Raw genomic sequence first — 11,575 nt, 5'->3', positions numbered from 1 at the left:
CGAGGTCCAGCATGTTCCATCGATTCACGTCCCCAATGCGCGGCATTGCCGTGGCCTGCATCGCGACGATGCTTGCCGCTTGCACGACCCTACCCACATACCACGTGCCCGATGCGGCCGTGCCTGCCCAGTTCGCGAACGCGCCACAGTCTTCCAACGGGTGGTCGGTCGCGGCCCCCGCAGACGGCAAGCCTCGCGGGCCGTGGTGGTCGGTTTTCAACGATGAGACCTTGAATCAGCTCGAAGCCCGCGTAGATGTGTCGAACCAGACGGTGCGCGAGGCGGTGGCACGGCTGCAAGCGGCGCGGGCCATGGTCGACTACCAGCGCGGTGCTTATGCGCCAAGCGTGACGGCGGGCACTGGCGCGCAACGCTACCGCACCTCGCAAAGCCTGGTGGACCGTGCGCTGGCAGGCAAGACCATTCCGGATTATTCGATAGGCGTTGCGGCGAGTTGGGAGCCCGATTTGTTCGGGCGGATCAAGGATGCCACCGTCGCGGCACGCGACAGCGCGCAGGCGAGCCAAGCCGACCTCGAGGCGGTGCGCCTGTCGGTCGCGGGCGATCTCGCCACCGCCTATTTCGACGTGCGCTCGCTCGATCGCCAAAAGCAGTTGCTCGACGATTCGGTGACCGCCTACGGTGCGGCATTACGCATCGTTCAACAGCAACTGGCCGATGGCGCTATCGATGCGTCGGCCGTGGCGCAGGCACAAACGCAACTCGAAAGCGCTCGCACGGCGGATCAGGACATCGGCATGCAGCGTGCTCAGCTCGAGCACGCCATCGCCACGCTGATCGGCGTACCCGCGTCGTCGTTCGTATTGCCGCCCGATGTGGCACCCGCAGCAGTACCAACGATTCCGACAGGTGTGCCGTCTGCATTGCTAGAACGTCGCCCCGACATCGCCGCCGCTGAGCGCCGTGTCGCGGCGGCGAATGCCGACATCGGGCAGGCGCATGCCGCGTTTTATCCCGATCTCACACTCTCGGCGTCGACAGGCCTGGAAAGCACGTTCTTCGCGCCGTGGCTCTCGGCACCGAGTCTTTTTTGGTCGCTGGGTGCGCAACTGGCTGGCACGTTGTTCGATGGTGGCCGGCGCGATGCAACGCTGGCAGGTGCGAACGCACAATACGACGCCGCTGTCGCTGCCTACCGGCAGACGGTGCTCGTGGCGTTTCAGCAAACGGAAGATAACCTGAGTGCGCTGAATAGTTTGGCGGGGGAAGCGCAAAGCCAAGATCGCGCGACGCGTGCCGCCGTGCTATCGCTCAAACTCACGACGAATCGCTATCAGGCGGGTGCCGTGAACTATCTCGACGTCGTCACTGCGCAGACCATTGCGCTACAGAACGAACGCAATCAGGCGCAAATTGCACAGCGCAGGCTGGACGCGAGCGTGCATTTGCTTCAGGCGCTCGGCGGCGGCTGGGACCGCGCCGTGCTGCACGGCGATGGTGAGTCGTTGCGCAACCACGCTGCGACGACTACCGACGAGAGAACGAAAGGATGAAGCGGGTGCCGGCGGCATCGCTTTCTGCGCGTACGGTGCCGCCGTGCAGAGTCATGATCGTGCGTACGATCGCGAGTCCAAGCCCGGCGGCACCACTGGTCTGCGGGGCGTTCTGGCGAGACGCATCTGCCCGGTAGAAACGGTCGAAAATGCGCTCCAGCAGGGCCGGGTCAATAGGCTCGCCGGGATTGGCGACGGTAATCTCGACGGTGGCGGGCGTCGTATTGGCATCGAGCGTGATTTCACCGCCCCGGGGCGTGTATCGCAGCGCGTTGGCGAGCAAGTTGCTGACGGCGCGGCGGAACAACTCTTTGTCGGCGCGCAACGCTCCGGCACCCGTGACGCGGATGCGCACACCGACCTCGTCCGCGGGGCCTTCAAAATAATCGGCGATTTGCGTAAGCGCCGCAACGGTGTCGAATTCCGCGAGCGTCGTCATGAACTGTGGATGTTCGGCACGCGAGAGAAAGATCACGTTCTCGATCATGCGCGACAGCCGGGCGCATTCTTCAAGGTTCGATTCGAGCAGCGTTTCGTATTCGGGCACGCTGCGTGGCCGGGCGAGCGCCACTTCGGTCGCACCGCGCAGATTCCCGAGTGGCGTGCGCATGTCGTGCGCGAGGTCGGCGGTGTACTGCGACATACGCTCGAAGCCGCCGTGCAGGCGCTTGATCATCGCGTTGAGCGATTTGACCAGCACTTCAAGTTCGCCGGGGGCGCCGTCGACCGCAATGGATGTGTCGAGCTGATCGACGTTGAGTGTCGACACGCTGTTATCCAGATCGCGCAAGGGACGCAGTGAGGCGCGCACGAGCAGCCAGCTCATCAGAAACGCGAGCACCATGCCCGCAAAACCGTAGACGTAAAGACGCTCGCGATAGTGGTCGAGTACGCGCCACCGGTCGGTCATATCGCGTGCGATGACCACAGTGACCAGCGTGCCGTCGGCGAGTTTCGCCTCGGCGGCGAGCCCGCGAACGGGCACATCGCGCGTGTTGCGCCATTCGAGCACGTCGGCTTCGGTGATGCGTTGTGACGCTGCCACGCGTGAGGCGAGGGGCAGTGACGGGAAAACCTCGTCGGACACCCGTTCCGTGTTGTGATCGATGAGTTTTGTGCCGTTCTCGCCGAGCACTTCCATCGCGAGCAGTGGATTGCCGAGCACTTGGCTCGTGAGGCGAACCGTGTGATCGCGAAGGTCGCGGGGGGAACTCAGTTCCTCGGCAAGGCGGCGTGTGTGACGGGCGATCAAGACGATGTCGAGATCGTCCTGTGCCCGAATTTCACGCCCGAGGGTGAAGTAGAGCGTGGTACCGACCAGCGCAAAGACGGCGAGCGTGGTGCCCGCGAAGCAGAGCGCCAGCGTTGTGGATAGCGAGCGCGCGGCCATCAGTCGGCGTCTTTGATTTCGGCAACGTAGCCCACGCCGCGTACGGTGTGGATCACTTTGACGGGGAATTCGTCGTCCACCTTGGCACGTAGACGGCGCACGGCGACTTCGACCACGTTGGTATCGCTGTCGAAGTTCATGTCCCACACATAGGAGGCGATCTGGGTACGTGTCAGGACTTCGCCTTGACGCCGGACCAGCAATTGCAGGAGCGAGAATTCGCGCGGCGTGAGGTCGATGCGCGTGGTGCCGCGCCGCACACGTCGGCGAGTGACGTCGATTTCCAGATCACCGAGCGTGAGTACGTCGCTCTCGCGCAGCGGCCCTCGACGAGCCAGCGTGCGCACGCGCGCGAGCAGTTCGACGAAGGCGAACGGCTTGACCAGATAGTCGTCGCCGCCTAGCTCCAGACCTTTGACTCGGTCGCTGATGTCGTCGCGAGCGGTGAGGAATAGCACCGGGGTGGTGTGGGTGATGCGAAGCGTCTTGAGAACCGCCCATCCGTCCATGGCCGGCAGCATGACATCCAGCACGATCACGTCGTAGGTGGCTTCCCGGGCGAGGATCAGACCCTCGGCGCCGTCGCTGGCGACGTCAACGACGTAGCCCGACTCCTCGAAACCCTTCTTGAGATAAGCGCCGGTCTTCGGCTCGTCTTCGATCACGAGAATGCGCATGGCCACACGTCCATTGGTCAGTCTGACCAGATTGTATGCGCTCTGGTGGACGTCGTGTCACCGCTGTCAACTGTCCGTCTTGCGTCTGCGCGCAGACACTTTTTCCACCGTCCCCTCTTCACCCCGTGGCTCCCGCAACGCCGCGGCCAACTCAACAAACAGCTTCACCCGGGAATTGGCATCGCCGTACCGGTGCCCGATATAAAGCGTCGTCGTGGTGTCGGTGTCCGTAAAGTCGCGAAACACCACACCGGGGACGGCAATGGCGTTCAGCGACTTGGGCACGACGGTCACACCCAGCCCCGTCGCCGTCAGGCCAATCAGCGTCGATGCCTGCTGCGCCTCCTGCACGATCTTCGGCTCGAACCCGCGTTTCGCACACAACGCATTGATCTGCGCGAACATCACCACGCCCGCCGAGCGCGGATACGCGATAAACGCTTCGTCCCTCAAATCGGCAATCTTGACCTTCGCCGCCTTCGCCAACGGATGCCCCGCGTGCATCGCCAACACCAACGGCTCGACGACCAGCGGTGTGAGCACCAACGACGACGGCGCCGGTTGCTGCGCATCGAGCCGCAACAACGCCACGTCGATCTCGCGGGCTTCCAGCGCGTCCAACTGCCGCGACGACGGCAACTCGTGCAACTGAACCTGCACCTTCGGCCGCTGCTTGCGATACGCGTGAATCAATTGTGGAAACACCGGCGAGAGCGACGACGCATTCGTGAACCCCACCCGCAGCCGTCCCACCTCGCCACTCACCGTTTGCCATACCGATTCGCGCGCATGTTCGATATGCGCGAGGATCGCCGGTGCCTGCGCCGCCAGTGCGATCCCCGCCTCGGTGAGCGACACCGACCGGCGCGTGCGGTGAAACAGCCGCGCCCCCAACGATTCTTCCAATGCCTGAATCGCCAGACTCAACGGCGCCTGCGTAATGCCCAGCCGCTCGGCGCTGCGCCGGAAGTGCAGTTCCTCGGCCAACACAGCGAAGTACTCCAGATGCCGAATGTTCATCATCGCCCGGTGCTCATCCATTGATTTGTTTTACAAATCATTAACGTGATTTCAAAGAATAAATGAAATCTATTGGCGGGGCCATACTGTGTCGAAATCAATAACGAGACCGAGCCACAGTGGCTTTGGAGACAGCATGGAAAGCACAGAACTCATGGCGCGCCTGCGCGCTGGCCAACCCGTATTTGCACTGGGCGTGCGCGCGGCTCGCTCGACCGACGTCGTTCGCTGGGCACGCGCCGCAGGCTACGACACCGTTTGGATCGACATGGAGCACAGCCCGCTGCCGGTCGACACCGTCTCGCAGCTTTGTCTTTGTGCCGTCGATAACGGCCTGATGCCGTGGGTACGCGTGCCCGAGCGCGACTACGGCATGATTAACCGAGTGCTCGATGGCGGCGCGCTCGGCATCATCGCCGCTCGTATCGAGTCGGCAGATCAGGCCCGCGAGATCGTCACAGGCAGCCGTTTCGCGCCGCACGGTCAACGCTCCCAACTCGCGACGCTGCCGTACGTTGGCTACGAAAAGCTGCCCGCCGCAGAGATGAACCAGCGTGTGAACGCGGTCACCGCCGTGAAGCTGCTCATCGAGAGCCGCGCTGGCGTAGAGAACGCAGGCGCCATCGCTGCCGTGCCCGGCGTCGATATCGTGGCGCTCGGCTGTAATGACCTGTCTGCCGATCTCGGCCACACCGGCAACCCGACCCATCCCGACGTGCTAGCCGCTTGTCGGCACGTCGTAGCCGCCGTGCGGGCGCAGGGCAAGATCGCCATCGTCGGCGGCATGCCCGAAGGCGAAGCGCTAACGCAACTGCGCGCCGAAGGGGCCGCACCGTTCGTCTTCAGCGGCATCGACGGCGACCTGTTTCTCGATGCCATGCGCCGCCGCGTAGCGTCGGACCGCGAAGCGTTGATGCCCACCTAATGCCCGCTTAAGCGCGCACGCACACGACATCCCCCATTTTTTGCGACCCCAACAGAACTCATTCACATGGCAACCCAATACGCAGGCCAACTGACATCGACGCCGATGCGTGCAGCCAGCACGCTGACCCGTCCCACCTTCGAGATGCCCGAGAACGCGTGCGACGCGCATATGCACGTATTCGAGTCGCTTAGCCAATACCCGAGCGTGGGTAACCCGCAGTACACCTTGCCCGACGGTCCGCTCGACAAGTACCGCGACGTCATGGACGCGCTCTCGATCCGCCGCTTCGCCATCGTGCAGCCGAGCTTCTACGGCACCGATAACCGCTGCCTGCTCGACGCATTGGCGAAGGCAGGCGACGCGGCCCGTGGCGTGGTCATGATCGACGAAGGACTGCCCGCCGCCACGCTCGACGACTGGCATCGTGCCAAGGTGCGCGCCATCCGTCTCGATCTGTTCTCGCGTGCGGAACAACCGACGAAAGAGATTCAGGCCTACATCACCCGCATGGCGTCGCTGTGCGAGAGCCTCGGCTGGCACCTTCAGTTCTACGCGCCGGGCCCGATCGTGCGCAACCTGATTCCGTTTTTGGCCGACGTGCGCACGCCGTTCGTGATCGACCACATGGGCTACATGACGCAGGAAGACGGCCTGACGAGCGACGACTTCACGCGCCTGCTCCAACTGCTCAAGGACGGCAACTGCACGCTCAAACTGTCGGCACCGTATCGCGTGGCCAAGCAACGTTCGCTGGCATCCGTCGCGCCGATGGCCAAGGCGATCATCGAGACGGCGCCCGATAAAGTCATCTGGGGTTCCGACTGGCCACACATCCCGATGGGCGAGCGCGACACCGGTGAGTTGCTCAACCTGTTGGGCGACTGGACGACGGATGCTGAAACGCGCCGCCGGATTCTGGTCGATAATCCGGCCCGCCTCTATGATTTCGCGTGATTTTTGACCGAGTTCGTTCATGAGCTATCAACCGCATTCCGCCTTCGCCGGGCTGTTTCACGCGTTCACTTCCGACCCGCAGAGCCTCGGTAACCGGCTGGCGAAAACCATGTCGGCGCGCGACGCAACGCTGCCGCTGCTGGTCTCGACTGGCTCGGATATCGCGCTGTTCCCCGGCAACGGCGCACCCGCGCAGATCGAGAGCTTTCGCAAGTCGACGCGGGGCTTCATTGAGTTGACCGCGGTCTCGCATTTGCCGCTCGCGCTCGCCTATCTTGCCCGCTTGCGTGAATTGGATGACGACGGGCAGGGCGACGGCGAAGCAGCCGCCTGGCGCGCTGAAGCGAAACGTCTGATCGAGCACGCAGGAAATGTGCGTGCGGCCAACACGCTCGCGCATTGGCGCGACGACGTTGCCGTGCAGAGTCTGCGCGGCAACGAGGCCAAGCTGGTCGATCTGATCGACTACACGTGTGACGTGTCCATCGACTGGCTCACGCGGGCACTTGCAGACCCTTCGCGCCTGACGTTCGAGCGCCTCGTCTCCGATTACTTCGAAGCCCAGCCCGGCAGCGCTTTGCCGGTGCCGATGAACGACGTGATGTTCGCGACCTTCGGGCTGGCCTATCTCGACATCGTCTATCGCATCGGAAACTGGCTGCGCTCGCAATCGCTCGACTGGTCGCGCGCCATGGTGATTGTCTCGGGCCGCTCAGGCCGTCCGACGGCGGGGGCGACGTGGTCGTCGAACAATATGTGCCATCTCATCTGGCGTGCCTCGGGTGAGCATTTGCCGCCTGAGCGCTTACTGGTTGCCCCGCACGCACCGGGCTTCTCGGTCGCGAACCTCGGCACCGCAGACGACCTGCGCACGCTCGAAGCAGGCTACCGCGAGCTGTGGCACAACACGCGGGCCAGCATCGAAGTCGCCCGCAAGATGTTCCCGCACGCGCCGGGGTTTTCGTTCTCGCCATCGCCCGACGAAGCGATGCCGCCGCTGGCCGACGCACAAGATCGCAAGTTCATGGCCGCACGGCTGCGCCGCATCATGGAAGACCCGGCCCAGTTGCTCTCGAATTGCGTCGCGGACTACATCGTCGATGAGCTCGCGCGATGCGACAACGATCCATCGCGCGCCGTGATTCCCGGATTTACGCAGGTGAATTACCCGCCGCACACGCGCTAAACCCAACATCGGGAAGCAGCGACGGGCAGCAGGGGCGCCGCACCGTCGACCACCCAAGGCACCACCGGATTCACAAAGACAATCAATCGCCCCATCAGGAGACAACCATGAACTTGATGCAAAACGAGGGGCCGTACGATGCCTCCGCCGCGCTACCGGTGCGACGCATCGTCGCGATCACGCTGGTGTGCTTCGCCGTGTCGATGATCGACGGCTTCGACACGCTGATGCTCAGCTTCGTCGCACCGCTGCTTTCCAAGTCATTGAATATCGATCCGGCATCGCTCGGGCGGGTGTTCGGCGCGGGGTTCATCGGCACGGTTGTTGGCTCGCTCATCGCCGGGCCGCTCGCCGACCGCTTCGGACGCCGCCCGACCCTCGTCGCCGCGCTCATCATGACCGGCGTCTTCACCTTGGCTTGCGCGTGGGCAACCTCCGCCACCGAGCTGTCTATCCTGCGTCTGCTCGGCGGTTTGGGCATGGGCGGTGCGATTCCGCCGGTCACGGCGATCACGGCCGAAAGCGCCCCGGTTCGCCGCCGCTCGGCACTCGTCATTCTGATGTTTATCGGCTTCCCGCTGGGGGCAGTGGTGGGCGGCGCAATTTCAGCGGTGCTGATGATGCGCTTCGGCTGGCCGTTCGTGTTCCAGATGGGCGGCGCTTTTGCGCTGCTCGTCATCGTGCCGGTGCTGTGGGTGCTGCCTGCCACCGCACCGGGGCGTAGCGCGCAAAAGGGGGAGGGTCCGGGGGCTGTGTTGCAACGCCGCGGCATGTTGCCGCGCGTGTTTGCCGACGGACGCGCCGTTGCGGCCACCGCACTGTGGGTGGGCGTACTGGCGACGATGATTCTCTCAGGCTTCCTCGTGAGTTTCATGCCGACGCTGCTCCACTTGAACGGCGTGGCGCCTGATCGTGCCGCGATGGGGGCGGTCACCCTCAACATCGGTGCGATTGTCGGCGCGTTGGTGTTGTCGACGGTCGTGAGCCGTGCCGGACCGTTCGTGCCGGTGGCATGTTCATTCATCGGCGGTGCGGTACTGACCGTGGTGTTGGGCAATTTGATCGGTGTGGGACATGCCACGTTCGGGATGCTCTTCGCGGTGGGTGCTTGTCTGGTCGGCGGCCAATTGACCTTTCCCGCCATTGCCAGCCGACTGTTTCCGACCGACGTACGCGCCGCTGGCGTGGGTGCAACGATGGCTATCGGACGTCTCGGCTCCATCATCGGGCCGACTGTCGGCGGATGGTTGATCGCGCGTCAAATGCCGTTGCCGCAAATCTTCGTGATCGCGGCGTGCATGGCGCTCATCGGCGCGGCGGGTGTGAGCATCGCCCGCTGGCGCACCCCGGCGCAAGCCGAGGGGCATGACGGCGCGGCGGCACTGGTGCAATCGCCCAACACCTATGGCACGCAGTTGCCGCACGGAGAAGTGAATCATGGCCGTTGATCTTGCCGCCAACGCTGCGAGTCGGCACGCAGATCGCCAGAGCGCTGAACGCTTGCTCACCCCCGTGCAGACATTGCCCACGAGCGCTGCCAGAGCGGTGGCCGCGTTCGCACGCAACGGCGAGCAATGGCTTGCGATTGCCCAGATGTCGAAAGATGTCGCTGGCGAAGTGCCCTACATGAATGGCGGCGACAGCGAAGTCGATGCGCTGTGCTACCGCTGGCAGGCAGGCTCAAAAGCGGGGGCCTTCGCGCTGAAGGAAAGCATTGCCTTACCCGGTGGGGAAGACGTCGAGCACTTCACCATCGGCGCGCGGGAGTTTCTCGCGTGCGTGGGTATTCGCACAGGCTGCGGACCGTACGACCTGAATACCCACGCTGTGCTTTACGAGCGCCTTGACGGTGAATGGCGTGAGCATCAGCGATTCGAGGTGTTCGCGGGTAAGCAGTGGCGCCACTTCGAAATCGACGGCAAACATTTCCTCGGGCTGGCGCAGGGCGTCACGGTCGAGGGGCCTGTGGCGCGTCACCCGGATCAGTCTTGCGTGTTTGTCTGGAACGGCGAGCGCTTCGTCGCGTTTCAGGCCACCGGCGGGCGTTGGGGTTACAACTGGGCGCACATCGAGCATGCAGGCAAGCATTACGTGGCGTATGCCGACCACGTTAGCGGGTCGCGCATCTTCCGTTGGAGCGGCAGCCAGCTCGAGACGTTGCAAGCGTTCGACGAGCCGGGCGGGCGCGCTTTCCACTTCTTTGTGGATGGCGAGACGTTGTGGCTCGTGCATGCCAACTTGCTCAGCCACACGACGCTTTACCGCTTCGACGGCGTGCAGTTCATCGCAACGCAGACGCTCGACGGCGCTGGCGGGCGGGAGCTTTGCGAGATACCCGCGCGTGGTTCCGGTGCGGCACGCTACCTGCTGCAAGTGCGCTTCATCACGGGCACACCGAAGGCCCCCGAGCCGGTGCAGCAATCGGTGTTGTGGCGATGGCGCGGCGACGGCTTCGACGCCGTCGAGTGGATCGACACCTTCGGCGGGACCGACGCGTCGACCTTCGAGGTCGATGGCGAGCGTTACGTCGTGGTGACCAACAGCCTCGATGCCGACGTGCGGTTTCGCGTCGACTCTGTCGTCTACCGCTTTTCCGGATGACGTGTGCGCGCAGGCGTTGCTTGTCGTAGCCGACGCCTGCGTCTTCTAAAGATTCCGCTTCACCTGTAGTGCCCGTCTCGCCCCGCCAGAGGGTGACGGCTTCGTTTTGCCTAAAAAAATACGATATGGAGACAAACCTCATGACTCGCTTAGCTTCACGCCGTAAGCCGCTTGCCTCGCTGCTCGCGGCGTTCCTCACGCCCGCCTTACTCGCCGTGGCCTCCAATGCCCAAGCGCAAAGCTCGGTGCAGCTGTACGGCATCATCGACGCCGGTCTTACTTACTTCAGCAATTTGAACGGTCACGGCACCTTCGTTGCTAACGACGGCGCGATTCAGGCCAACCGCTGGGGGCTGCGTGGCAGCGAGGATCTTGGCGACGGGCGTCGTGCCATCTTCGCGCTGGAGAACGGCTTCAATCTGTACTCGGGGACGATGGTGCAGTCCGGCGTGTTGTTCAGCCGTCAGGCGTGGTTGGGGCTTCAGGACATCGCACTGGGGACGGTAACGTTCGGCAAGCAATACGACTTCTTCTGGGACAACCTCACCCAGTTCACGATGGGGCAGATGGCGGGGCAGTACTCGTGGCACCCGGGCGACTTCGACCATCTGGCGGGCACGCTCCACATCAATAACGCGATCAAGTACACGTCGCCGAATTGGGCCGGTCTGACGCTTGGCGCGTTGTACGCCACGCCGTCATCGACCGTGTCGGCAGGGACTGGCCGCGTGATTGCTTTCGGCGCGAAGTATGCAAACGACGGACTGAGCCTCGGCGCGGCTTATACCAATACCCACAACTCGGGGGTGAACGCGCCCACACAGGCAGGGACCACCATCTTCCCCGATCTGCCGCCGGGGCCTGCGGTGTTGGACAACATCGCCAGTTGGGGTGTGGGCGGAAGCTATCGCTATGGGCCGAATACGACGCGTCTTCTCTTCACCAGCACGCGCTTTCGCAACGGCAACGAGAGCGTTTTGATGAATACCTATGAGGCTAACCAGATCTACCGCTGGGGACCGGCGTGGACATTCATGGGCGGCTACTGGTATTCGAAGATGGGCTCGCAGAAGTGGCAGAACGTGACGGCGCTGGCCGACTATGCGGTGTCAAAGCGCACGGACGTCTATGCGGAAGCGACGTGGCTGTATGCGGGCGGCGGCGCAGCGCCGGTGTTCCTTGGCGGCGGGTCAGCGCCGACTTTCGTGAACGGCAATTACACGGGGCAAGGGCCGTCGTCGACCGCCGTGCGCATCGGTATGCGACATACGTTCTGATCGTCGGTTCGTGGGGGGAGGGGATGTG

General features: G+C 63.6%; 10 protein-coding genes. 7 read left to right on the top strand and 3 right to left on the bottom strand.

What is annotated here, in order from left to right; genetic code table 11:
• Nucleotides 1-11: 11 nt before the first annotated feature.
• A complete protein-coding gene (locus tag ACPWR9_RS16105) occupies nucleotides 12-1,514 on the top strand; it encodes an efflux transporter outer membrane subunit (protein ID WP_426299181.1) in 1,503 nt (500 codons plus the stop codon).
• On the opposite strand, the gene ACPWR9_RS16100 is transcribed toward ACPWR9_RS16105, so the two are convergent.
• The 3 genes from ACPWR9_RS16100 to ACPWR9_RS16090 all read right to left on the bottom strand — a co-directional run bounded on the left by ACPWR9_RS16100 (nucleotide 1,489) and on the right by ACPWR9_RS16090 (nucleotide 4,604).
• Nucleotides 1,489-2,904 carry a heavy metal sensor histidine kinase gene (locus ACPWR9_RS16100; protein WP_426299179.1) on the bottom strand — a complete coding sequence of 472 codons (1,416 nt, stop codon included), beginning with the start codon at nucleotides 2,902-2,904 and terminating at the stop codon, nucleotides 1,489-1,491. The two genes, ACPWR9_RS16105 and ACPWR9_RS16100, sit on opposite strands and share 26 nt — an antisense overlap.
• A complete protein-coding gene (locus ACPWR9_RS16095) occupies nucleotides 2,904-3,581 on the bottom strand; it encodes a heavy metal response regulator transcription factor (protein ID WP_426299177.1) in 678 nt (225 codons plus the stop codon). The genes ACPWR9_RS16100 and ACPWR9_RS16095 overlap by 1 nt, the downstream gene beginning before the upstream one ends.
• A gap of 66 nt (nucleotides 3,582-3,647) precedes the next feature.
• Nucleotides 3,648-4,604: a LysR family transcriptional regulator gene (locus ACPWR9_RS16090; RefSeq protein WP_426299175.1), complete on the bottom strand. Its 957-nt coding sequence runs from the start codon at nucleotides 4,602-4,604 to the stop codon at nucleotides 3,648-3,650.
• A 133-nt stretch (nucleotides 4,605-4,737) separates the two neighbouring features.
• On the opposite strand from ACPWR9_RS16090, the gene ACPWR9_RS16085 reads away from it, so the two are divergent.
• The 6 genes from ACPWR9_RS16085 (at nucleotide 4,738) to ACPWR9_RS16060 (ending at nucleotide 11,547) form a co-directional block, all read left to right on the top strand.
• Nucleotides 4,738-5,526: an HpcH/HpaI aldolase family protein gene (locus ACPWR9_RS16085; protein ID WP_426299173.1), complete on the top strand. Its 789-nt coding sequence runs from the start codon at nucleotides 4,738-4,740 to the stop codon at nucleotides 5,524-5,526.
• A 66-nt stretch (nucleotides 5,527-5,592) separates the two neighbouring features.
• Nucleotides 5,593-6,483, top strand: coding sequence for an amidohydrolase family protein (locus ACPWR9_RS16080; protein ID WP_426299171.1), 891 nt, complete (start codon nucleotides 5,593-5,595; stop codon nucleotides 6,481-6,483).
• Between the two features lie 19 nt (nucleotides 6,484-6,502).
• Complete coding sequence (locus ACPWR9_RS16075) at nucleotides 6,503-7,669, top strand: DUF5624 domain-containing protein (RefSeq protein ID WP_426299169.1); 1,167 nt, start codon at nucleotides 6,503-6,505, stop codon at nucleotides 7,667-7,669.
• Nucleotides 7,670-7,776: 107 nt separating this feature from the next.
• Nucleotides 7,777-9,117: an MFS transporter gene (locus ACPWR9_RS16070; RefSeq protein WP_426299167.1), complete on the top strand. Its 1,341-nt coding sequence runs from the start codon at nucleotides 7,777-7,779 to the stop codon at nucleotides 9,115-9,117.
• The gene (locus tag ACPWR9_RS16065) at nucleotides 9,107-10,270 is read left to right on the top strand and encodes a hypothetical protein (protein WP_426299165.1); all 1,164 of its coding nucleotides are present in this window, start codon (nucleotides 9,107-9,109) and stop codon (nucleotides 10,268-10,270) included. The genes ACPWR9_RS16070 and ACPWR9_RS16065 overlap by 11 nt, the downstream gene beginning before the upstream one ends.
• A 140-nt stretch (nucleotides 10,271-10,410) precedes the next feature.
• Complete coding sequence (locus tag ACPWR9_RS16060; protein ID WP_426299163.1) at nucleotides 10,411-11,547, top strand: porin; 1,137 nt, start codon at nucleotides 10,411-10,413, stop codon at nucleotides 11,545-11,547.
• Nucleotides 11,548-11,575 lie beyond the last annotated feature (28 nt).

Origin of the sequence: Pandoraea pneumonica (assembly GCF_049918595.1) — a bacterium.
Taxonomy (GTDB): Bacteria; Pseudomonadota; Gammaproteobacteria; order Burkholderiales; family Burkholderiaceae; genus Pandoraea; species Pandoraea pneumonica_A.
The sequence above is the reverse complement of the archived record's forward strand: the minus strand, read 5'-3'. Positions and strand labels throughout refer to the sequence as shown.

Bases quoted from the DNA above. Each gene is read 5' to 3' on its own strand.
- ACPWR9_RS16105 (WP_426299181.1), top strand. From the start codon at position 12: ATGTTCCATCGATTCACGTCCCCAATGCGCGGCATTGCCGTGGCCTGC.
- ACPWR9_RS16100 (WP_426299179.1), bottom strand. From the start codon at position 2,904: ATGGCCGCGCGCTCGCTATCCACAACGCTGGCGCTCTGCTTCGCGGGC.
- ACPWR9_RS16095 (WP_426299177.1), bottom strand. From the start codon at position 3,581: ATGCGCATTCTCGTGATCGAAGACGAGCCGAAGACCGGCGCTTATCTC.
- ACPWR9_RS16090 (WP_426299175.1), bottom strand. From the start codon at position 4,604: ATGATGAACATTCGGCATCTGGAGTACTTCGCTGTGTTGGCCGAGGAA.
- ACPWR9_RS16085 (WP_426299173.1), top strand. From the start codon at position 4,738: ATGGAAAGCACAGAACTCATGGCGCGCCTGCGCGCTGGCCAACCCGTA.
- ACPWR9_RS16080 (WP_426299171.1), top strand. From the start codon at position 5,593: ATGGCAACCCAATACGCAGGCCAACTGACATCGACGCCGATGCGTGCA.
- ACPWR9_RS16075 (WP_426299169.1), top strand. From the start codon at position 6,503: ATGAGCTATCAACCGCATTCCGCCTTCGCCGGGCTGTTTCACGCGTTC.
- ACPWR9_RS16070 (WP_426299167.1), top strand. From the start codon at position 7,777: ATGAACTTGATGCAAAACGAGGGGCCGTACGATGCCTCCGCCGCGCTA.
- ACPWR9_RS16065 (WP_426299165.1), top strand. From the start codon at position 9,107: ATGGCCGTTGATCTTGCCGCCAACGCTGCGAGTCGGCACGCAGATCGC.
- ACPWR9_RS16060 (WP_426299163.1), top strand. From the start codon at position 10,411: ATGACTCGCTTAGCTTCACGCCGTAAGCCGCTTGCCTCGCTGCTCGCG.